This window comes from Pelomonas candidula, from assembly GCF_043555985.1.
Lineage (GTDB): Bacteria > Pseudomonadota > Gammaproteobacteria > Burkholderiales > Burkholderiaceae_C > Pelomonas > Pelomonas candidula.
Genome location: NZ_JBIGIC010000012.1, coordinates 204,280 through 225,599, shown reverse-complemented (window position 1 = coordinate 225,599; position 21,320 = coordinate 204,280). Strand labels below are relative to the sequence as shown.

The 21,320-nt window shown below is 69.5% G+C and carries 22 protein-coding genes and 1 other RNA gene; 15 read left to right on the top strand and 8 right to left on the bottom strand.

Annotation, left to right across the window (positions count from 1 at the left end; genetic code table 11):
* The first annotated feature begins 276 nt into the window (after positions 1–276).
* Genes ACG04R_RS22135 through ACG04R_RS22125 form a run of 3 tightly spaced genes read left to right on the top strand, consistent with a single transcriptional unit; the run spans position 277 to position 1,985 of the window.
* Positions 277–645, top strand: a complete 369-nt coding sequence (locus tag ACG04R_RS22135) for a DUF4398 domain-containing protein (protein WP_394415795.1) — start codon at positions 277–279, stop codon at positions 643–645.
* A gap of 20 nt (positions 646–665) precedes the next feature.
* On the top strand, positions 666–1,538 hold the full coding sequence (locus tag ACG04R_RS22130; RefSeq protein ID WP_394415794.1) for an OmpA family protein: 873 nt from the start codon (positions 666–668) through the stop codon (positions 1,536–1,538).
* A 36-nt stretch (positions 1,539–1,574) separates the two neighbouring features.
* Entirely contained in the window at positions 1,575–1,985 is a 411-nt protein-coding gene (locus ACG04R_RS22125) for a hypothetical protein (RefSeq protein ID WP_394415793.1), read from the top strand.
* A 98-nt stretch (positions 1,986–2,083) separates the two neighbouring features.
* Here the strand turns inward: ACG04R_RS22125 and ffs are convergent.
* The 4 genes from ffs to ACG04R_RS22105 form a co-directional block, all read right to left on the bottom strand.
* An RNA gene (gene ffs, locus ACG04R_RS22120) (signal recognition particle sRNA small type) lies at positions 2,084–2,180 on the bottom strand.
* 10 nt (positions 2,181–2,190) lie between these two features.
* On the bottom strand, positions 2,191–2,577 hold the full coding sequence (locus ACG04R_RS22115; RefSeq protein WP_394415792.1) for a SirB2 family protein: 387 nt from the start codon (positions 2,575–2,577) through the stop codon (positions 2,191–2,193).
* A 19-nt stretch (positions 2,578–2,596) separates the two neighbouring features.
* Positions 2,597–3,706, bottom strand: a complete 1,110-nt coding sequence (locus ACG04R_RS22110; RefSeq protein ID WP_394415791.1) for an AIR synthase-related protein — start codon at positions 3,704–3,706, stop codon at positions 2,597–2,599.
* 38 nt (positions 3,707–3,744) lie between these two features.
* Positions 3,745–4,707 carry a zinc-binding dehydrogenase gene (locus ACG04R_RS22105; protein ID WP_394415790.1) on the bottom strand — a complete coding sequence of 321 codons (963 nt, stop codon included), beginning with the start codon at positions 4,705–4,707 and terminating at the stop codon, positions 3,745–3,747.
* An 88-nt stretch (positions 4,708–4,795) separates the two neighbouring features.
* On the opposite strand from ACG04R_RS22105, the gene ACG04R_RS22100 reads away from it, so the two are divergent.
* The 5 genes from ACG04R_RS22100 to ACG04R_RS22080 all read left to right on the top strand — a co-directional run bounded on the left by ACG04R_RS22100 (position 4,796) and on the right by ACG04R_RS22080 (position 9,108).
* Positions 4,796–5,686 carry a LysR family transcriptional regulator gene (locus ACG04R_RS22100; RefSeq protein WP_394415789.1) on the top strand — a complete coding sequence of 297 codons (891 nt, stop codon included), beginning with the start codon at positions 4,796–4,798 and terminating at the stop codon, positions 5,684–5,686.
* A gap of 43 nt (positions 5,687–5,729) precedes the next feature.
* The gene (gene dnaX / locus ACG04R_RS22095) at positions 5,730–7,640 is read left to right on the top strand and encodes a DNA polymerase III subunit gamma/tau (protein WP_394415788.1); all 1,911 of its coding nucleotides are present in this window, start codon (positions 5,730–5,732) and stop codon (positions 7,638–7,640) included.
* Between the two features lie 16 nt (positions 7,641–7,656).
* A complete protein-coding gene (locus ACG04R_RS22090; protein ID WP_394415787.1) occupies positions 7,657–7,983 on the top strand; it encodes a YbaB/EbfC family nucleoid-associated protein in 327 nt (108 codons plus the stop codon).
* 136 nt (positions 7,984–8,119) lie between these two features.
* Positions 8,120–8,701 (top strand): recombination mediator RecR, encoded by a 582-nt coding sequence (gene recR / locus ACG04R_RS22085; RefSeq protein WP_394415786.1) that lies wholly within the window; start codon positions 8,120–8,122, stop codon positions 8,699–8,701.
* Positions 8,702–8,715: 14 nt separating this feature from the next.
* A complete protein-coding gene (locus ACG04R_RS22080) occupies positions 8,716–9,108 on the top strand; it encodes an MAPEG family protein (RefSeq protein WP_394415785.1) in 393 nt (130 codons plus the stop codon).
* Positions 9,109–9,112: 4 nt separating this feature from the next.
* Here ACG04R_RS22080 and ACG04R_RS22075 read toward each other — a convergent pair whose 3' ends face one another.
* On the bottom strand, positions 9,113–10,708 hold the full coding sequence (locus ACG04R_RS22075; protein WP_394415784.1) for a transglycosylase SLT domain-containing protein: 1,596 nt from the start codon (positions 10,706–10,708) through the stop codon (positions 9,113–9,115).
* Positions 10,705–11,487: a hydroxyacylglutathione hydrolase gene (gene gloB / locus ACG04R_RS22070; RefSeq protein ID WP_394415783.1), complete on the bottom strand. Its 783-nt coding sequence runs from the start codon at positions 11,485–11,487 to the stop codon at positions 10,705–10,707. Before gloB ends, ACG04R_RS22075 begins: the two co-directional genes overlap by 4 nt.
* Positions 11,488–11,521: 34 nt before the next feature.
* Here gloB and ACG04R_RS22065 point away from each other — a divergent pair, with 34 nt between their 5' ends.
* The 5 genes from ACG04R_RS22065 (at position 11,522) to dcd (ending at position 17,243) form a co-directional block, all read left to right on the top strand.
* Positions 11,522–12,229 (top strand): class I SAM-dependent methyltransferase, encoded by a 708-nt coding sequence (locus ACG04R_RS22065; protein WP_394415782.1) that lies wholly within the window; start codon positions 11,522–11,524, stop codon positions 12,227–12,229.
* Positions 12,226–12,708: a ribonuclease HI gene (rnhA, locus tag ACG04R_RS22060; RefSeq protein ID WP_394415781.1), complete on the top strand. Its 483-nt coding sequence runs from the start codon at positions 12,226–12,228 to the stop codon at positions 12,706–12,708. Before ACG04R_RS22065 ends, rnhA begins: the two co-directional genes overlap by 4 nt.
* Before the next feature lie 35 nt (positions 12,709–12,743).
* Positions 12,744–14,771, top strand: coding sequence for an amidohydrolase family protein (locus tag ACG04R_RS22055; RefSeq protein WP_394415780.1), 2,028 nt, complete (start codon positions 12,744–12,746; stop codon positions 14,769–14,771).
* Positions 14,772–14,776: 5 nt separating this feature from the next.
* Positions 14,777–16,327: an ABC transporter substrate-binding protein gene (locus ACG04R_RS22050; protein WP_394415779.1), complete on the top strand. Its 1,551-nt coding sequence runs from the start codon at positions 14,777–14,779 to the stop codon at positions 16,325–16,327.
* 349 nt (positions 16,328–16,676) lie between these two features.
* On the top strand, positions 16,677–17,243 hold the full coding sequence (gene dcd, locus ACG04R_RS22045) for a dCTP deaminase (protein ID WP_394415778.1): 567 nt from the start codon (positions 16,677–16,679) through the stop codon (positions 17,241–17,243).
* Positions 17,244–17,257: 14 nt separating this feature from the next.
* Here dcd and ACG04R_RS22040 read toward each other — a convergent pair whose 3' ends face one another.
* Entirely contained in the window at positions 17,258–17,659 is a 402-nt protein-coding gene (locus tag ACG04R_RS22040; protein ID WP_394415777.1) for a GFA family protein, read from the bottom strand.
* Positions 17,660–17,997: 338 nt separating this feature from the next.
* On the opposite strand from ACG04R_RS22040, the gene ACG04R_RS22035 reads away from it, so the two are divergent.
* Both ACG04R_RS22035 and ACG04R_RS22030 read left to right on the top strand, forming a co-directional pair.
* The gene (locus ACG04R_RS22035) at positions 17,998–18,375 is read left to right on the top strand and encodes a hypothetical protein (protein WP_394415776.1); all 378 of its coding nucleotides are present in this window, start codon (positions 17,998–18,000) and stop codon (positions 18,373–18,375) included.
* 113 nt (positions 18,376–18,488) lie between these two features.
* Positions 18,489–20,681, top strand: coding sequence for a S46 family peptidase (locus ACG04R_RS22030; RefSeq protein ID WP_394415775.1), 2,193 nt, complete (start codon positions 18,489–18,491; stop codon positions 20,679–20,681).
* Positions 20,682–20,741: 60 nt separating this feature from the next.
* Here ACG04R_RS22030 and ACG04R_RS22025 read toward each other — a convergent pair whose 3' ends face one another.
* The gene (locus ACG04R_RS22025) at positions 20,742–21,311 is read right to left on the bottom strand and encodes a YceI family protein (RefSeq protein WP_394415774.1); all 570 of its coding nucleotides are present in this window, start codon (positions 21,309–21,311) and stop codon (positions 20,742–20,744) included.
* Between the last annotated feature and the right edge of the window lie 9 nt (positions 21,312–21,320).

Sequence of the window (21,320 nt, the reverse complement as noted above, 5' to 3'; positions counted from 1 at the left end):
TCGTCCAGTGCCAGCGTTGCTGGGCGGGGGGCTCAGGCTGATCCCCTGAGGGGACGGCTGGGAGCGGCCCGGCGCTTGGCCCGCCCTGAAGTCAGCCCTACGGAGGCGTAGGGCCAGTCCCACAGCTCGTGGGGCCCAAGGCTGACCGCCTGCGCGCCATCGATCCGACGGGCCGCGCCACCTCGTTCGCGAATACTGGTTTTGCAGCCTGCAGTACCCGAGGCCGCGCCGGTGGCCCTTGCCACGGGCCGGCCCAACCACAACCAGGAGTCCCAGATGAATCCGCATTCGATCAAGAAGAATGGCCGGGCCATCCTCGTGGCCTGTGCCGCCCTCGCGCTGGCGGCCTGCGCATCGCCACCCCCGCCCAAGGAGCAGATGGCGGTCGCGAATTCCGCCGTCGACCAGGCCACTGGCAATGCCGCCGAGGCGCCGGCCGAGCTGAGCACCGCCCGCGACAAGCTGACGCGCGCCAACGCCGCCATGGCCCGCCAGGACTACGTGGCCGCCCGCCAGCTCGCCGACGAGGCCGCGGCCGACGCGGCACTCGCCCAGGCCACCGCGCGCTCTGCACGCGCCAGCCGCGCGCTGGCCGAGGTGCGCCAGAGCATCCAGCAGCTGCAGGCGCAGCTGAACCGTTCGTGATCATCGAGAAGAGGACCATCATGAAGACCCTTGCCCGACTGACCGTCCTGGCCGCCGCAGCCGCCCTGTTCGCCGGCTGCGCCAGCGCCCCCACCGTCACGCCCGCCCTGCAGGACGCCCGCGCCAGCGTGAGCGCGGCCCAGGCTGACCCTGCCGTGCTGAAGTACGCCGCGCTGGACGTGAAGAAGGCCTCGGATTCGCTCAAGCGTGCCGAGGAACTGAGCGCGCACCGCGAATCGCCGGCCGACATCGACTCCGCCGCCTACGTCGCCTCCACGCAGGCCCGCACCGCCATGGCGCTGGCCAAGGCCGCGACGGAAGAGGACGCCATCAAGGCCGCCGAAGCCGACCGCGAGCGGGCCCGCGCCGACGCGAATGCGCGCCGTGCCAGCGCCGCCCAGACCCAGGCCGCCGACGCTCAGATCGCCGCGGCCAATGCCAGCGCCGACGCCAACGTGGCGCGCCAGCAGGCCGCCGCGCTGCAGCAAGAGCTTGCTGACCTGCAGGCCAAGCAGACCGATCGCGGCATGCTGGTCACGCTGGGCGACGTGCTGTTCGAGTTCGGCCGGGCCGAGGTCCGGCCTGCCGCCCAGGCCTCCATCGCCAAGCTGGCTCATTACCTGAACCAACACCCCGACCGCCGCGTGCTGATCGAGGGCTTCACCGACAGCGTCGGCAGCGACGCAGCCAACCTTGCGTTGTCGCAACGTCGCTCCCAGGCCGTGGCTGCCGCGCTGCGCGCCCAGGGCGTGGACCCGGCCCGCGTCGACACGCGCGGCTACGGCGAGGCCTACCCGGTGGCCAGCAATGCCAGCACATCCGACCGTGCGATGAACCGTCGCGTCGAGGTTTACATCTCGAACGACAACCAGCCGGTCCGCGCCCGCGGCTGACCGCCGCGCCGTCATCAACCGTCAAAGGAGATCGCGATGACCACTTCCATCACCCTTCGATGTATCGCCGCCGGCGTGCTGGCCCTCAGCGGGCTCGCCCATGCCGGCCCGGCAGCCCGGAACGTCGACCCGCTGCGCCTGCAGTACGAGCGCGAGCGCGCCGCATGCATGCAGGGGCAGACCCGCCAGCCGCGCGACGTCTGCCTGCGCGAGGCGGGAGCCGCCTACGCCCAGGCCCGCCACGGCGGGCTGGCCGGCCCGGGCGATGGCCCGCAGCAATGGGCCGCCAACGCCCTCAAGCGTTGCCAGGCCCAGCCGCCGGAAGACCGCGAGATGTGCGAGCGCCGCGTGCGCGAAGGCCGGGTGGTCGGCAGCGTCGAGGCCGGCGGCCAGCTGACGACGCTGACCGTGCGCTCGACGGACATCCCGCGCTCGCCGGGCGGTTGAGCTTGGAGCGGCGGTGACACACCAGGAAGACACAGAGACCGCCGCTAAGTCGTTGCTACGACCTAAGTTCTTGATATAGAAGGGCGGCGGGCAAAAAGGGTGACGAGCCTGACCCCGGCACTGGTTGCAACGCTTAGGGCTGCTTGGTTCCCCACCTGACCCGGTTGGGCGCGCTTCCATGCGGGGAGGCCCGTCGAGGAGCATTCTAACCGGGCAGGAGCTGTCGATTGATCGAAAGGTCCATCGCGAGTGCCAACAGCGCCAGCGCGGTCAGGTAACCGAGCACGTGCAGGCGCTGCTGGGTCATGGCCCAGTGGCCGCAGCTCCAGTAGCCGATGAGCGCGACCAGCTTGACGCCCAGCCACCAGTCGGTGAGCGGGTTGTAGCCGATGGAACCCCACAGGCTCAGTCCGGTCACGACGAGGCAGGCGTTCACGCCGAACACCAGCACCATCAGGCGCGCATCCTGGGCAATGTCGCGCAGGCGCGGCGTGCCGAACTGGAACATCGCGCCGCGCGTGAAGAACAGGCCGACGCTGCACCAGGCCAGCAGCACATGCCACTGGACCATCTGCGAGTAGTACCAGTCCAAAGGCGACGCCTGCTAGGGGTCAGCGCAGGTGCAGGTCGTCTTCGCTGAAGCGGATGCCCAGCGGTTCGATCAGCAGTTGCTTCTCGCCCGCCTCGACGGTGCCGGCGACCCAGGCCTCGATGCCGCAGTCGCGGGCGACTTGTGCCGTGCGCTCGGCGTCCTCGGCCTTGACGAAGATCGCGAAGCCGGCGCCCATGTTCAGCGTCGAGTAGGCCTCGCGGTCGTCCTGGCCGGCTTGCTTCTGGATGAAGTCCAGCACCGCGGTCTTGGGCGGCACGGTGTGGATGCGATAGGTGAGGGCGTTGGGGTGGCGCAGCAGCTTGCGCCAGCCGTGGCCGGTGATATTGGCGCAGTAGTGCGGCGCGATGCCGGCCTTCCACAGCGCTTCGGTGACGGGCGAGTACAAGGCCGTCGGCGCCAGCAGCGCTTCGCCGTAGGTCAGGCCCGGTTCGATCTCGGTCAGATAGCCCTGCGGCAGGCGCTCGGCCAGCTTTCGGGCGAGCGACAGGCCGTTGGCGTGGATGCCGCTGGAGGCGAGCAGCACGATGGCGTCGCCGGCGCCCAGCTTGTCGCCGACGGACAGGCGCTCCTTGGGATTGATGAGGCCCGTGCACGACGCGGCCAGGTCGATGCGGCCGTCCTCGACGATGCCGGCCAGCGCGGGCGTCTCGCCGCCGCCCCAGGCGACCTGGCAGGTGTCGCAGGCGGCCTTCCAGCCGGCCACCAGCGCCTGGGCGCGCTGGGCATCGCCGAACCAGTCGCTGCCGCCGGCGGCCCAGTAGGCCTGCACGACCAGCGGCGTGGCGCCGACGGTGATGAGGTCGTTGACGGCCATCGCGATCGTGTCCTGCGCGATGCCGGCGAAGAAGCTCTTGCCCGTCAGCTTGGCCATTTCGTCGGCGACAAGGGTCTTGGTGCCCAGGCATTCGACGATGGAAGCGATGTAGAACGGACCCACGTCCACGACGTAGGCCGACTCACCGCGCGATGCCTTGACCTCGGTGAAACCGTGGCCGGCGAGGTGGGAGGCAGTGGCGGCGGCGGCGCGCTGGGCGGTGACCTTCAGCGGGTCGATGAGGTCGTAGTTGACGCCGGCCTGGTCGTAGGTGAGGGGTGCTTGCGAGGTCATGGCGCGGGATTATCCCCGCGCCGTTCCGGCGCAGGCCTTCAGTTCACCTCCACGACGATCTTGCCGCCGGCCATCTCTGCGTCCAGCAGCCGGTGCGCAGCCTGGATGTCGTCGAAGCGGAACACCGCCGCCGGCCGGGCGCTCAATTCGCCTCGCTCGGCCTGGTCGACGAGAGACTGGAAGGGGATGTCGGCAAGCGGGTAGTCGGCCGTGCCATAGACGAAGGCGCTGCCGAAGAAGCTCAGCTGCCGGCCGCTGGGCAGGTCGCGCAGCGGATCGAATTCGGCCAGCGGCGCACCGCCGCCGAGGAAGCCGGCCACGCAGGCCCGGCCGCCGCGGCCCAGCCTGCGCAGGCTGTCCCGCAGGGTGGTCGTGCCGATCAGGTCCAGCACGGCGTCCAGGCCCTGGGGCTCGCTGAGCTCGTCGAGACGGCCGGCCGCGGTCGCGCCCAGGGCTGCGGCCCGTTGCGCGCTGCGGGGGCTGCGGGTTTCGGCCAGCACGGTGGCGCCGGCACGGGAGGCCAGCTCAATGGCGGCCTGGCCCAGCGCCGAGCCGGCGCCGCGCAACAGCAGCCGGTCGCCCGCCCGCAGCGACAGGTTGTCGTGCAGGCAGCTCCAGGCGGTGGCATAGGTTTCCGGCAGGCTGGCCAGGCGGGTCCAGTCCAGGCGGGTGTCGACGGCAACGACGTTGCTGGCCGGCACGCAGACCTTCTCGGCGTAGCTGCCGGCGCGGCTGCGGCCCATGCCACCCATCAGCGCGATGACGGTCTGACCACGCTCGAGCCGGCCGCCGGGGTCCGCCTCGACGGTGCCGACGCACTCGATGCCCGAGATGGCCGCGACCTCGCCCCAGAGCCCCTGCCTGAAGTACTGCTCGGCCCGGTTCAGCCCGAAGGCGCGCACCCGCATCAGCACCTCGCCGGCGGTGGGCTCCGGGTCGGGGACGGTCTGGATGCGCAGCTGGTCGGGGTCGCCGAATTGCTGTCTGACGATGGCTCTCAAGGGAATTCCTCCGTGGTTTCGAGAGCGCCCAGCGTAGTGAGGCCAACGTTTTGAAGAAATTAAATAGTTCTGGCTCAGAATGTCATGGATGCAGACAATCCACTTCACGTTGCAGGCGCTGCAATGCCTCGACGCCGTCGTGTCCGAGGGCAGCTTCCAGGCCGCGGCCGCCAAGCTTGGGCGCAGCCACCCGGCGGTGCATGCCGCCGTCGGCAGCCTGGAGCGCGGCACGGGCCTTGCGCTGCTGGACCGCGAGGGCTATCGCACGCGGCTGACGGCGGCCGGCAAGGCCTTCCACCGCCAGGCCGCCGACGTGCTGGCGCGGGCCGGTGCGCTGGAGACGTTGGCCCGGCAGCTGGCTCAGGGCGACGAGACCGACCTGCGCGTCGTCGTCGGCGACCTGACGCCCACGGCGCCGGTGCTGCGTCACCTGAAGAAATTCTTTGCGGCCAGCCCCGCGACGCGGCTGCACCTGCACTTCGAGTCACTCGGCGGGCCCTGGCAGCGGCTGCTGGCTGACGACGCCGACCTGATCGTGCATCACATCGACAAGTCCGACACCCGCTTCGAGTGGCTCGACCTCCAGGCCATCACGCTGGTGCCGGTGGCGGCGCGTGGCTTCCTGCCCTTCGAGCCGAGCGCGCAGCTCCGCCCCGAGGAGATGAAGTCGCTGGTACAGGTCGTCATCCGCGACTCGGCCGACACGCCCGGGCGCGACTACTTCCTGATTGCCGGCGCGCCCAGCTGGACCGTCGCCGACCAGCAGACCAAGAAGGACCTGATCCTGAACGGCATGGGTTGGGGCCACATGCCGCTGCACCTGATCGACAAGGAGCTGCGCGCGGGGCGCCTCGTCTCCCTGGAGGGGCGGCACTTCAAGCGCTCGCGGCTGGACATCGTCGTGGCCCGGCGGCGTGGCCGTGCCATCGGCGCTGTGGCCGAGGCGCTGTGGCGGTCGTTCACCGAGCTCGCAGCCTGACTTCGCGAGGGCGACCCCGTCGCCCTCTCTAGAATCCGCCGCCATGAGTTATCTGGTCCTGGCCCGCAAATACCGTCCGCAGAGTTTCGAGCAGCTCGTCGGCCAGGAGCACGTCGTGCAGGCGCTGGCCAACGCGCTGACGCAGGGCCGGCTGCACCACGCCTACCTGTTCACCGGCACGCGGGGCGTGGGCAAGACGACGGTGTCGCGCATCCTCGCCAAGAGCCTGAACTGCACCGGGCCGGACGGCACCGGCGGCATCACGGCCCAGCCCTGCGGCGTCTGCGCTGCCTGCCGCGACATTGATTCGGGTCGCTTCGTCGACTACGTGGAGCTGGACGCGGCGTCCAACCGCGGTGTCGAGGAGATCTCGCAGCTGCTGGACCAGGCGGTCTACAAGCCCGTCGTCGGCCGCTTCAAGGTCTACATGATCGACGAAGTGCACATGCTGTCGAACACCGCGTTCAACGCGATGCTGAAGACGCTGGAAGAGCCGCCCGAGTACCTGAAGTTCGTGCTGGCGACGACCGACCCGCAGAAGGTGCCGGTCACCGTGCTGTCGCGCTGCCTGCAGTTCAACCTGCGGCCCATGGCGGCGGCCGATGTGCAGAGCCACCTCGGCAACGTGCTGGGCGCCGAGAACGTGCCGGCCGAGCCGGGCGCGCTGCGGCTGCTGTCGCGCGCCGCGCGTGGTTCCATGCGCGATGCGCTGTCGCTGACCGACCAGGCCATCGCCTTCGGCGCCGGCCAGCTGACCGAAGCCGGCGTGCGCCAGATGCTGGGCAGCGTGGACCGTGGCCATGTCGTGGCCATCGTCGATGCGCTGGCGGCTGCCAGCGGCGAAGCCGTCGTCGCCCAGGCCGATGCGCTGCGCGGCGCGGGCCTGTCGGCCGCCGGCACGCTGGAGGACCTGGCGACGCTGTTCCAGCAGATGGCGCTGGCACAGGCCGCACCCGCCGCGCTGGACGATGCCGACAACGAGACCGCCGAGATCCGCCGCCTCGCGGCCGCGCTGCCGGCCGACGAGATCCAGCTGATGTACAGCATGGCGCTGCACGGTCGGGCCGAGTTGCACCTGGCGCCCGACGAATACGCCGGCCTGCTGATGGTGCTGCTGCGCATGCTGGCCTTTCGCCCTGCCGGCACGAGCCCCAAGCCCATGAAGGCCGCGGCGCTGGTGCGCCCGCCCGCAGTGGCCAAGGCCGTCGTGGCGGTGCCGCTGCCGAAGGCCGTGTCGTCGGTGCCCGCGCAGGTTGCGACGGCACCAGTCGCAGCTCCCGTGGCCGTGTCTGTCGCGGCCCCTGTCACGGCCCCGGTTCCGGCGCCGGTCGTTGCTCCCGTTGTGGCGGCTCCGGCACCTGTGCCGAAGGCGGCCGAGCCGGCGTCCAGCTTCGGCTCGCGGCTGCGCCCACGCCCGGTGGAGCACGCGCCGGCTGTTGAGGACGACGCGGGCTTTGACGGCCCGCCGCCCGACGACGCACCGCCCCCTTGGATGGAGGCCGACGACACGCCGGTGTCGCCCTTCCGGGCAGAACCCGAGGCGCCGCGCCGCGTCGAGCTGCGCGAGACGCCCGAAGGCGCGCGGTGGGCCGAGCGCATCGCCGCGGCCAATGTCGTCGGCATGACCGGCGAGCTGGCGCGCCAGGCCCAGGCGCTGGGCTGCGAGATGGTGGACGGCCGCGAGGTCTGGAAGCTGCGCGTCGAGCGTGAATCGCTGCGTGCGCCGGCCCTGGTCGCCAAGCTTGAGGCCGCGTTGAACGCGAAGCTCGACATTGAGGCCGGCGTGGCCGAGGACACCATCTCGCTGCGCAACACCGCCCGCGTCGAGGCGCAGCAGCGCGCGGCCGAGGACCTGGCCGCGTCGCACCCGATGACGCGCACGCTGCTTTCCCAATTCCCGTCGGCACGCATCCTGCCGGGCTCCGTGCAGCCCGTGCTGACTCCCTCTACGTAGACACAAGGACACGATCATGATGAAAGGTCAACTCGCCGGCTTGATGAAGCAAGCCCAGGCGATGCAGGACAACCTGAAGAAGGCGCAGGAAGAGCTCGCCAATGTCGAGGTCGAGGGCCAGAGCGGCGCCGGTCTCGTCAAGGTCGTCATGACCTGCAAGAACGAAGTCCGCCGCGTCACCATCGACCCCAGTCTGCTGGCCGATGACAAGGACATGCTGGAAGACCTCGTCGCTGCCGCCTTCAACGACGCGGCCCGCCGCGCCGAGGCCACCAGCGCCGAGAAGATGGGCAAGCTGACAGCCGGCATGCCGCTGCCCCCCGGCATGAAGTTCCCGTTCTGATGGCCCACCCCCGAAGCGCTTCGCGCTTCCCCCTCAAGGGGGCGCAGCCAGTGGCCTGGCAAAGCCAGTTCCACGGCTGCCGTTTGATGGGATCGCGCCTGCGGCGGCGATCATCTGCTGACAGGGCGGCTGCAGTTTGAATGCGCTGGATACGTTGATCGAGGCGCTCAAGCGCCTGCCCGGCGTGGGCCAGAAGTCGGCGCAGCGCATGGCCTACCACCTGCTGCAGCACGACCGGCTGGCCATGCCGCGGCTGGCGGCCGCGCTGACGGCGGCGGGCGAGAACATCGGGCACTGCGAGCGCTGCCACACGTTCAGCGAGACGCCGATCTGCAGCGTCTGCGCCGACGCCGGGCGCGACGGCCGGCTGCTGTGCGTCGTCGAGACGCCGGCTGACCAGGCAGCGTTCGAGCGCACTGGCTCCTATCGCGGCTACTACTTCGTGTTGCTCGGCCGGCTCAGCCCGCTGGATGGCATCGGCACGCGCCAGATCGGCGCGGCCGAGCTGCTGGAGCGGGCTTCGGAAGATGGTGTGGAGGAGGTCATCCTCGCCACCAGCTTCACGGCCGAGGGCGAGGCCACGGCCCACGTGCTGGCTGAGGCGCTGAAGGCGCGCGGCATCAAGTCGACGCGGCTGGCGCGCGGCGTGCCGGTGGGCAGCGAGCTGGAATACGTGGACCTGGGCACCATCGCCCACGCGCTCAGCGACCGCCGCTAAAGGAAAAGCTCGGGATGACCATCGCTCAACTCTGCCTGCTCGTCGCCTGCCTGCTGCCCGTGGGTTGCGCGGCACTGGCCAAGTCCAAGGGCTTCGGCAAGCGCCGCCGTGACGGGGGCTTTGACAACAACGCGCCGCGCGAGTGGCTGGCCAGGCTGGGCGGCTGGCAGGCGCGCGCCAACGCGGCGCAGGCCAACAGCTGGGAAGCGCTCCCGCTGTTCATCGGCGGGCTGTTCGTCGCCTATCAGCACCAGGCCGCGCAGGGCGCGGTGGACGCGCTGGCGCTGGGCTTCATTGCCGCGCGGCTGGCCTACATCGGCCTTTACGTGGCCGACAAGGCTTCGCTGCGCTCGCTGTTGTGGGTGACCGGCGCGGGCCTCTGCATCGCGCTGTTCTTCGTGCGCTGAGCGCTCAGGGGTTGGCGGCGGCGACGACGCCGCGGCCACCCTTGCCGCCCTTGGCCTTCGGCTGGGCCGCGACCCTGACGGACTTCGAGCTGCGCGTGACCTTGGCCACGGCTTGCGCCTTCGCCACCACCGGCGCGGCCGCCTTGGCGGTTGTCGTGTTCGCCGTGTAGACGACGACCGCCTGGCCCGGCTTGAAGCGCGCACCGCTGCCGACCTTGTTCCACTGCGCCACCTGCGTCGCGCTCACCTTGTAGCGAGCGGCGATGCCGGCGACGGTGTCAGCCTTGCCGGCCTTGAAGCTGACGCGGCGCAGCGGGGGCGCGTCGGGCGCGAGGTTCAGCGCGGCGGTGTCGGCCAGGCGCTCGGAGACGTCGTCCTGCACATGCTCGCCGCGCGGCACCAGCAGCGTGGAGCCCGCCTTGACGAGCATCTTGGGCGGGATGTGGTTGACGTCGCGCAGCGCGGCCTCGGCCATGCCGGTACGCCTGGCGGCCTCGGCCGGGCTCATGGTCTTGGGCACCACCCAGGCCGTCCACGTCGCCAGGGGGCCCGTGTGGCGGGCCAGGTTCTCGGCGAAGGCACTGGCCTGGTCGTAGGGCAGCAGCACCTGCGGCGTGGCGGCCGCCAGGATGACCGGCTTGTTCATCTGCGGATTGAACTGCTGGAAGGTTTCCAGCGACAGGCCGGCCAGCTCGGCGGCGAGCGACACGTCGATGTCGCGCTCGATCTTCACGCTCAGGAAGTAGGGGTGGTTGGCCACCGGCGGCAGGGTCAGCGCGAAGCGGTCGGGGTTGAGAACGATGTTCTTCACGGCCTGCAGCTTGGGCACGTAGTAGCGCGTCTCGTCCGGCATCTTCAGGCTGGCGTAGTCGGTCGGCAGGCCCAGGCGCTGGTTGCGGGCGATGGCCTTCTGCACGTTGCCCGGGCCCCAGTTGTAGGCGGCCAGCGCGAGGTGCCAGTCGCCGAACATCTTGTTGAGCCGGCCGAGGTAGTCCAGCGCGGCGCGCGTGGACGCGAGCACGTCGCGGCGGTCGTCGCGGAAGATGTTCTGCTTGAGGTCGAAGTCGCGGCCCGTGGCGGGCATGAACTGCCACATGCCGGTGGCCTTGGTGCTGGACACGGCGTGCGTGACGAAGGCGCTCTCGATGAAGGGCAGCAGCGCCAGCTCGGCGGGCATGTCGCGCTTCTCGACCTCCTCCAGGATGTGGAACAGATAGCGGCTGCCGCGCGTCGTCATGCGCTCGACGTAGTCGGGCCGCGCGCTGTACCAGGCCTCGGCCTTGCGCACCCAGTCATCGTCCAGGTCCTGCAGCTGCAGGCCGGCGCGCAGGCGGGCCCACAGGTCGGAGTTCACGTCAGGGCTGTCGAGGTCGATCTTCTCGCCGGGGCGCAGGTTGTCTTCCAGCAGCTCGGCCGCCATGGCGTGCGCGGGCGCCGGTGCCGTGGCCTCGGCCTCGGTGGGCGGCGCGGTGTCGACGGTGGGGGTGGGGGCGGGGAGGGGCGCCGGGCCCGCCGGGGCGGTGGGCGGCGGGGTGGTGGCGCAGGCAGTCAGCAGCGCCGCGAGGGCAATAGGGGCAAGTCGATGGATCAGCGTCGTCATCGGAATCCGTTCTTCCATTCGCGCAGCGTCGCGAAGACGTCGACCGGGCTGGGCACGGCCGGGAGTTTCAGGGGCGCATGGCGCCGCGCGGACTCGCGCAATGCCGGTTCGGCGCAGCGCAAGAAGGGGTTGATCTGGCGCTCGGTGCCGACGCGGGCCGGCAGTGTCGGGCGGCCGGCGGCGCGCTCGGCCTCGCACCAGGCGGCGTAGGTGGTCAGCGCCGGGTTGGCCGGGTCCACCTCGCGCGCGAAGCGCAGGTTGGACAGCGTGTACTCGTGCGCACAGCAGACGCGGGTCTGCAGAGGCAGCGCTGCCAGCGACTGCAGCGACGCGTGCATCTGCGTGGGCGTGCCCTCGAACAGGCGGCCGCAGCCGGCGCTGAACAGCGTGTCGCCACAGAACAGCAGCGGATCGGCCCCGGGCACCTCGGCGAAGTAGGCGATGTGGCCGGCCGTGTGGCCCGGCACGTCCAGCACGGAAAAGCGCAGGCCCAGCAGCGTGACGGCGTCGCCACCCTGCACGCGCTGCACCGGTTCGGGCATCTGCTCGCGCGCCGGCGCGTAGATCGGGCCCTGCAGGCGGTCGCGCAGCGCGTTGACGCCGCCGACGTGATCGCCGTGATGGTGGGTCAATAGAATGCCGGCGAGCGTCAGGCCACGGGCATCAAGAGCTGCGGCCACGGGCGCTGCGTCGCCGGGGTCGACGACCAGGGCCTCACGGCCGTTGTCCAACAGCCAGAGGTAGTTGTCGTCGAAAGCGGGGAGAGGCGTGAGCGTCAACGTGAGCGTCACCGATAAAGGGCCGAGTATAGATTTGGCAGCCTGGCTGCAGACGCCGCCGGGCCGCTACCTGCTCGCATGGGAGCAGGCCCAGGTCGACGCGGCCGTGGCCGACCTGTTCGGCTTCCATGCGCTGCAGCTGGGGCTGCCCGAACTGAACGGTCTGCAGACCAACCGCATGCCGCACCGCTGGCTGGCGGGGCGCGATCTGCAGTGCGACTTCGACGCACTGCCGTTCGAGAGCGCGAGCCTGGACCTGGTGCTGCTGCCGCACTCGCTGGAACTGGCCTGCGATGCCCACGCGCTGCTGCGCGAGGTGGAGCGCGTGCTGCGGCCCGAGGGGCGGCTCATCGTCTTCGGCCTGAACCCGGCCAGCCTGTGGGGCCTGCGCCAGAACCTCGGCCGCCTCAAGCGCCGCGGTGAGCCCTACCTGCCGCGCGACGGCGATTTCATCGGCTACTGGCGGCTGCGCGACTGGCTCAAGCTGCTGAGCTTCGAGGTCGAGGCGGCGCGCTTCGGCGTCTACCGCCCGCCGCTGCGCACCGAGGCCTGGCTGGACCGTTGGCAGTGGGTCGAGGGCGTGGGCTCGCGCTGGTGGCCGGTGCTGGGCGCCGTCTACTTCATCCAGGCGGTCAAGCGTGTGCAGGGCATGCGCATGATCGGCCTGGCCAGGAACCAGCGCGCGGCGGCCAAGAAGGCGCCGGCCGTCGCGCTGAACAACCATCACAACAAAGAAGAATGACTGAAACACCGAAGCCTGCGCTGGCCATCAAGAAGCCCCAGGTCACGATCTACACCGACGGCGCCTGCAAGGGCAACCCGGGCCCCGGCGGCTGGGGTGCCTGGCTGTCCAGCGGCGGCCACGACAAGGAGCTTTTCGGCGGCGAGCGCGAGACCACCAACAACCGCATGGAGCTGACGGCGCCCATCGAGGCGCTGGCCTCGCTCAAGCGCAGCTGCGACGTGGTCGTCTATCTGGACAGCGAGTACGTCCGCAAGGGCATCACCGAATGGATCACCAACTGGCAGCGCCGTGGCTGGAAGACGGCCGACGGCAAGCCGGTGAAGAACGCCGACCTGTGGCAGCGGCTGGACGCGCTGCGCAAGCTGCACAAGGTGGAGTGGCGCTGGGTCAAGGGCCACGCGGGCGATCCGGGCAACGAGCGCGCCGACATGCTGGCGAACAAGGGCGTGGCGTCCATCGGCAAGGCGCGTCAGTAAAGTCCGGGCCACCTGAACGACTGCTGGGATCGCCCATGAAGCTGTTGCCCATCTGGTTCGTCGCTGCGCTGCTGGCTGGCGGTGTGGCCCAAGCGCAGACCTACACCGTGCTGTGCGTGAAGACGCCATGCGGCCACCTGCGGGTGAACGACGGCCCGGGCCGGCTGGAGACGGACTACAGCTACCGCAACAACGGCCGCGGCCCGGACCAGAAGGAGGTCGCCGAGTTCGCCCCCGACGGCGCGCTGATCTCCTACCGCAACGAAGGCACGGCCACCTACGGCGCGCGCATCGATGAGAGCTTCCAGCGCGGCGCTGACGGCAAGGTGGCCTGGCGCTCGCCGGTCGACAAGGGCGAGCGTGGCGGCGTGGCCCGCGACGCCGTCTACCTGCCGGTGGCATCCAGCCCCGCGTGGGAGGCCAGGCTGGCGCAGAGCCTGCTCGCTGCGAAGGCGTCGCGCACCGAGGCGCTGCCCGTGGGCAAGGTCGCCATCGAACGGGTGCAGAAGCTTGGCTTGCCGGGGCAGCCTTTCGAGATCGGCCTCTACGCCATCGACGGGCTGGACCTGGAGCCGACCTACGTCTGGCTGCGCGAGGACAGCCGCGCGCTGTTCGCGACGGTGGACCCGGGCTGGGGCGGCACGGTGCTGCAGGGCTTCGAGGGCCAACTGGACCGTCTCGGCGACGCGCAGAAGGCCGCCCAGCTGGAGCGCCTGAAACGCCTGGCCCGCGAGCTGCCGCAGCCGCTGCCGGGGCTGACGGTCATCGAGGGCGTGCGCTGGTTCGATGCGCAGGCGGCGCAGCTGCGCGGCCCATCCGACGTCTACCTGCGCGACGGCCGCATCGCCTTCATCGCCAAGCCCGGCACGCTGAAGAATGCCGCGCCGGACCAGCGTATCAGCGGCGTGGGCCGGACGCTGCTGCCGGGCCTGGTCGACATGCATGTCCACCTCGAACCCGCCGAGCTGCTGCAGCATCTGGCGGCCGGCGTGACGGCGGTGCGTGACGTCGGCAACAGCAACGCCGGGCTGGCCGAATTGCGCGGTCGCGTCGAGCGCGGCGAGCTGCTGGGCCCGCGCATCGCGGCCAACGGCTTCATCGAGGGCAAGAGCCCGTTCTCGTCGCAGGCTGATTTCGTCGCCGACAGCCTGCCCGAGGCGCTCGCCGCCATCGACTGGTACGCCGCCCACGGCTATCGCCAGCTCAAGCTCTACAACTCCATCCGCCCCGAGTGGGTCAAGCCGATGGTGGCGCATGCCCGCGAGCTGGGGCTGCGCACCGGCGGCCACGTGCCGGCCTTCATGACGGCGCGACAGGCGGTCGAGGCGGGCTTCGACGAGCTGCATCACATCAACCAGGTCACGCTGAACTTCCTCGTCGGCAAGGGCGACGACACGCGCACGCTGCTGCGCTTCAACCTCGTCGGCGATAAAGCCGCCGACCTCAGGCTCAACGACCGCCGCACGCAGGACTTCATCGCGCTGCTGAAGAAGAAGGGCACGGTCGTCGACGCGACGATGACTGCCTTCGAGGCCCAGTACACGCAGCGCCAGGGCCAACCCAACCCGAGCTATTCGATGGTGGCCGCCAACCTGCCGGCCGTGCTGCAGCGCGGCCTGCTGTCGGCCGAGGTGGACATGGACGACGTGAAGGCCAAACGTTGGGGTGCGAGCTGGAAGGTCATGATGGACCTGCTGCGCCGCATGCATGCGGCCGGCATTGCGCTCGTGGCAGGCACGGATTCGACGGCAGGCTTCGGCCTGCAGCGCGAGCTGGAGCTGTACGTGCAGGCTGGCATTCCGACCGCACAGGCGCTGAAGATCGCGACGTGGAACGGCGCGAAGTACAGCGACCGCCTCAACGAAATCGGCGGCATCGAGCGCGGCAAGCGCGCCGACCTGCTGCTGGTGGACGGCGACCCGGTGGCAGACATCCGCGCCATCCGCCGCGTGGCACTGGTCATCCAGGGGCTGAACAACGAGACGCGGGCGCTGTCACCGGCGGCGCTGTATCAGTCGATGGGCGTGCTGCCGTTCGTGCCGGCCGCGGAGATCGCGAAGTGAGGTGGATGGCTGCCTGCCTGCTGGCGCTGCCGCTCTGGGCCGGCGCCGACACGACGCTGCGCTTCTGCACGGCCGGCAGCCCCAAGACCTTCGACCCGGCCATGAGCGACAGCTATGTTGACCATGTGGCCGACGGCCCGGTCTTCGGCACGCTCGTCGAACTCAAGCGCGGCACCGACCAGCTCGTCCCCGGCCTGGCCACGGGCTGGACGATCAGCCCGGACGGTCTGGCCTACACCTTCGAGCTGCGTCGTGGCGTGACCTGGCACACCGTCGACGGCTTCAGGCCGACGCGCGAGTTCAATGCCGACGACGTGCTGTTCACCTTCGGCCGCCTGCTCAGCCGCGACAGCGCGTTCGCCAAGGCCTTGCCCAGCGTGTCGCCCTATGTGCTGTCGCTGGGCTGGGAGAAGTTGATCCGCAAGGTCGAGAAGCTCGGCGAGTACCAGGTGCGCATCACGCTGGCCGAGCGCGACGCGTCCTTCCTGTCGGCGCTGAGCTTCATGTTCACGATGATCCAGTCCGCCGAGCTGGGTACCCAGCTGCTGAAGGCGGGCACGCCGCAGCGCATCGCGCAGATGCCGGTCGGCACCGGCCCCTTTCAACTCAAGAGCTTCCGCGCCGACAGCGTCATCCGCTACGTGAAGCACCCGACGTGGTGGCGCCGGGACGAGCGCCCGCGCGCAGACCAGCTCGTCTTCGCCGTCACGCCGGATGCCAGCGTGCGCGCCCAGCGCCTCAGGCGTGATGAGTGCGACATCGCTGCGCCGGTCGGGCCTGCCGAGCTGGCCGAGCTGCAGCGCGACTCCGCCGTCAAGCTCGCCACGGTGCCGGGGATGAACATCGGCTACCTGGCCTACAACACGCACCGCCCGGCGCTCGCCAAGGTCGACGTACGCCGGGCGCTGGACATGGCGATCGACAAGGCCGCCATCATCCGCGCCGTCTACGGCGACGCCGGCACGCTGGCCCGCAGCACCGTGCCGGCCGCCAACTGGGCGCACGACGACACCCTCAAGCCCACACCTTACGACCCGGCCCAGGCCAGGGCGCTGCTGCAGAAGGCCGGCGTGCTGCCGCTGAACCTCACGCTGTGGGCCATGCCCGTGGTGCGCAACTACAACCCCAACGGCCAGCGCATGGCGCAGATGATCCAGGCCGACTGGGCCAAGGTGGGCGTCACGGCGCGCATCGTCAGCTATGAGTGGGGCGAGTACCTGCGCCGCATCGACGCCGGCGAGCACGACACGGCCCTCAGCGGCTGGAACAGCGACCCCGAGCCCGCCAACACCTTCGGCCAGCTGGCCTGCGGCGCCAACAGCGGCACCTACTGGTGCAGCCCGGCCTATGACAAGCTGCTGGCCGAGGCCCGCCAGGCCCTCACGCGGGAAGAGCGCAAGCCGATCTACGCCAAGGCGCAGCGCATTGCCATGCAGGAGCTGCCGTGGAGCCCCATCGCCCACGGCCGTCTGGCCGTTCCCGAACGCGCGGCGGTCAGGGGCTTCGTGCTGGACCTGGACGGCGGCATGTATTTCGACGGGGTTCTGCCGCGTTGAAGACCCACGGGTGGGTAGAGGCTCCGATTTCTTTGCTGGTTAGGTCTTTGTGTAACATCCCCCCAAGAATTAGGGATTCAGGGGGAAGCGATGGGAGTCATCGCGCGTGGATTTGCTCGATTGATGGCTTGGTTTGATCGTCCCCGGGAAGACGATCCTGTCGAGAGGGCCTGGTTGGACTTTCAGGACACGTGGGACTGGGCACACGAGCCACCGTCCCGTGACATCTTTGCAGCCGGGTACGAGGCTGGCGAGAGAACCAAGGCGCCGCCGATGCGATAGCCGCACTGGCGATGTCTTGCGTAGGCGTGAGAATGCGGGTCTCTCGCAGACAAGACCGCAAAGCGCAATGAGCATCAAGAGCGACAAATGGATCCGCCGCATGGCCGAGCAGCACGGCATGATCGAGCCGTTCGAGCCCGGCCAGATCCGCGAGCAGAACGGCCGCAAGATCGTCAGCTACGGCACCAGCAGCTACGGCTACGACATCCGCTGCGCTCCCGAGTTCAAGGTCTTCACCAACATCCACTCGACGGTGGTGGACCCGAAGAACTTCGACGAAAACAGCTTCGTCGACATCAACAAGGACGTCTGCATCATCCCGCCCAACAGCTTCGCGCTGGCGCGCACGGTGGAGTACTTCCGCATCCCGCGCAACGTGCTGACCGTCTGCCTGGGCAAGAGCACCTACGCCCGCTGCGGCATCATCGTCAACGTGACGCCGTTCGAGCCCGAGTGGGAAGGCTATGTGACGCTGGAGTTCAGCAACACGACGCCGCTGCCGGCCAAGATCTACGCCGGTGAAGGCTGCGCGCAGGTGCTGTTCTTCGAGAGCGACGAGGTCTGCGAGACCAGCTACAAGGACCGCGGCGGGAAGTACCAGGGGCAGGTGGGGGTCACGCTGCCCAAGACCTGAGCGAGTCGCCGCGGCTACTGCTGCGGCGCCCCTGCTACATCCCGCAAACCGTCGACCCATGGCTGCTCGGAGTGCTGCCAGATCTGGAAGCCCGGCTTCAGCTGCGCGCGCTGGTCGATGCAGCCCAGCCGGATGACCACCGCCGTGGCGTTCTCCGGCGCCGTGCCCCACAACGCCGTACCGCAGTCGGGGCAGAACACCTGCGCCCGCCGGTTGCCGCTCTGCGCGACCTTCACGTAGGTCTTGGGCGAGCCGCGCAACAGCGAGAACTTGTCGATGGGCGTCGGGATGACCGCCCGGAACGGCGCGCCGGACATGACCTGGCAGTCGTTGCAGTGGCAGACCACCACGCGAGACGGGTCGATCTCGGCCGCGAAGGCGATGGCGCCGCAGTGGCAGGCTCCGGTGATGTTCATCGTGTCGGTCCCTGGTAGAGGAATGAAGCGTGCAAAGCATGCCAGACCGGGGTGCGTCCGCGGGCCGTTCCGGGTGACGTTGCGGACCGTGGCGTGCCGCCGGCATGACCTGGTCCGGTTGCGTGGAACGCCGCCCATCGGGTGAACTTGAGCCGCATCAGCGGTCGTTAAGGCCGGCTTTTCCGCCTTTATCCGCCCTTCAGTTTTCCGAGGCCCCGGCACGATGACGGCACACGCCAGAAGTCCGACGAGGCCGCCATGACAACCCCCACGCTCACTCCGTTCGCGGCCCCCCAGGGGGGCGTGTCAGCACCTTCGGACGGCCGGGCGGTGCTGCCATGCTGATCCCGCTGCACCTGATCCCCGTTCCCGCCGACGAACCCCGCGGCCTGGGCGATCCGGGGCATGCCTGGCAGCAGGACACGGGCCTCAAGATCGCGCACGGCGTGCATCTGGGCGACATCCGCGCGCTGGGCCTGACGGTGGCCGGCGCCACCCACGGCCCGGTCAGCAGCCGCGACCTGCTGCGCTTCGGCCAGCTGATGAACGACGCGGGCCTGCCCATCAACCCCACGCGCATGCTCTACGACCGCCACTACGTCCACGAGCGCCTGGCGGACGGCCTGGCCAGCGACCACCCGGGGCTGTGCGACCTGGCGCTGGACCTGTTCGACGCCTACCAATCCGCCGGTGAGTGGATCGGCATGGCGCACTGAGGCCTAAGGGTCTGCCCGAGGCTTCTCTCCGTCCGAAGCCTGTCTTTCCTCACTCGGGTCGTCCGGCCGTCCCGCAGTACGCTCGCGGTTTCGTCTTTTTGCCGAACCGCCCGATGAACCGTCACACTCTCTCGCTGCTGGCCGCTGCTGCTCTGGCGGCGCTGGCCACCACCGCCCATGCCGAAGAAGGCATGTGGATGCCCAAGCAACTGCCGCAGATCTCCAAGGCGCTGAAGGCCGACGGCCTGGCGCTGGACCCGGCCAAGCTCAAGGACCTGACCGCCTTCCCGATGGGCGCCGTCGTCTCGCTGGGCGGCTGCACGGCCAGCTTCGTGTCGCCGCAGGGTCTGGTGGTCACCAACCACCACTGCGCCTACGGCAGCATCCAGTACAACTCCAAGCCCGACCGCGACCTGCTGAAGACCGGCTTCTACGCCGCGACTCTGGCCGACGAGCTGCCCGCCGCGCCCGGTAGCCGCATCCTCGTCACCGTCGACATGAAGGACGTGACGGCCGACATCCTGAACCCGCAGACGCTGGCGCTGGCCGGCAAGGCGCGCACCGACGCCATCGAGGCCACCGAGAAGAAGCTGGTCGCCGCCTGCGAGGCCGATGTCGGCCACCGCTGCAACGTCTACCCCTTCTTCGGCGGCCTGCAGTACCAACTGATCAAGCAGCTCGAGATCCGCGACGTGCGCCTGGTGCACGCACCGGCCACCGGCGTGGGCCTGTTCGGCGGTGATGCCGACAACTGGATGTGGCCGCGCCACACGGGCGACTACAGCTTCTACCGCGCCTATGTGGGCCCGGACGGCAAGCCGGCCGACTTCAGCAAGGACAACAAGCCCTACCAGCCCAAGCTGCATCTGCAGGTCGCGTCGCCAAAGACCAGCCCGCTGAACGAGGGCGACTTCGTCATGGTCACCGGCTACCCGGGCCGCACCAACCGCCACCGACTGCCCACCGAAGTCGACTTCGCCTTCGGTTGGCAGCAGCCGGCCATGATCAAGGCCATGGGCGAGTCCATCGCCATCATCAAGGCCGAGACCGCCGGCCGCCGTGACGGCGAGATCAAGATGGCCGCGCGCATGCAGGGCCTGCAGAACTACTTCAAGAACCTCGAAGGCCAGCAGCAGAGCTGGGACGGCAGCGACATCCTGGCCCGCAAGCAGGCCGACTTCGCCAAGCTCAAGGCCTGGGTCAACGGCTCGCCCGAGCGCCAGGCCAAGTACGGCGCCGACCTGACGACCACCGAGAGCCTGATCGCCGAGCGCCAGCGCATCGTGCGCGCCGAGCTGCTGATGAACTTCATGTCGCCGGCACTGCTGAACTCGGCGCGCCAGCTCTACGAGATCGCCGAGCAGCGCGCCAAGCCCGACGCCGAGCGCAAGAGCGGCTATCAGGAGCGCGATCTGCCGCGCCTGAAGGCCAGCCAGCAGTCGCTGGACCGCCGCTACGACGAGCAAAGCGACAAGCGTCTGGTCGCCCACTTCCTCGCGCAATACCTCGCGCAGCCGGCCGACACGCTGGACGCCGCCTGGCTGAACACGCTGGGTCTGAAGGCCGGCCAGGACGAAGCCGGCATCCGCGCGCAGATCGACAAGCTCTACGCCGGCAGCAAGCTGTCCGACACCGCCACCCGGATGGCCTGGCTGGACAAGGATGTCGCGGCCTTCAAGGCCAGTGACGATGCCTTCATCAAGGCTGCCGTCGCGCTGTACGACGACGACCAGATGCGCGAGAACCGCGACAAGGAACTGGCCGGCAAGCTGCAGAAGGCCTATGCGGGTGCGCAGCAGGCGCTGATCGACTACCACGCCAGCCGCGGCGAGGCCGTCTACCCCGACGCCAACAGCACGCTGCGCATCAGCTTCGGCAAGGTGCAGGGCCGCGACATCGGCCGCGACGGCGAGACCTGGAAGGCCTTCACGACCGTGAACGGCATCGTCGCCAAGCACAAGGGCCCGGACGAGGCCGGTGGCGAGTTCAACGCGCCGGCCGAACAGCTGGCCGCCATCAAGGCGCGCAACTTCGGCGACTACTACGTGAAGTCGCTGAACTCGGTGCCGGTGAACTTCCTGTCGACGCTGGACACCACCGGCGGCAACTCCGGCAGCCCGGTGCTGAACAAGAAGGGCGAGCTGGTGGGGCTGCTGTTCGACGGCACGCTGGATGCGGTGATCTCGGACTGGGACTTCAACCCCAAGATGGTCCGCAGCATCTGCCTGGATTCGCGCTACATGCTGTGGCAGATGAGCACCGTCGACAAGACCACGCGTCTGCTCGACGAGATGGGTATCAAGTAAGCCACCAGGCCCAAAGAAAAACGCCTCCTCGGAGGCGTTTTTTCATGGGCGGTTGGCGCTCTACTCCTTCGCCACGGCTTCCACCTGGATGCGCAAATTGACATCCATCTTGAAGCCCCAGTCCTTCCCCGCGCTCAGGCCGAAGTCCTCGCGGTTGAAGCTGCCCGACGCGTCCGCACCGCACCAGTCCCGCTTGAGCATCGGGTGGGCCGTGCACTTGAGCTGGTTGACCGTCAGCGTCATCGGCCTGGTCTTGCCGTTCAGCGTCAGCTCGCCCACCACGCGGGCGGGCACGCCGCCCGTGGCGCCGTCGAAGCGGCCCTTGAACGTGGCCGTCGGGTTCTTGTCGACGTTGAAGAACTTGTCGCCCCTGGCCCAGGCGTTCATCGCATCCAGGCCGAAGTCGATGCTGGCCAGGTCGAGCAGCACATCCACGCTGCCGGCGCCGGTGGCCTTGTCGTAGACGATGGTGCCGCTGTTCTTCGTCAGTTTGCCGCGCCAGTAGGACATGCCCATGTGGTCGGCCTCGAAGCTGGGGTAGGTGTGCGTGGGGTCGATGTCGTAGGTGACCGGCGCGGCCTGGGCAAGGCTGGCAGCGAGCAGGAGGACAGGGGCGAACAGACGCTTCATCGGAGTTCC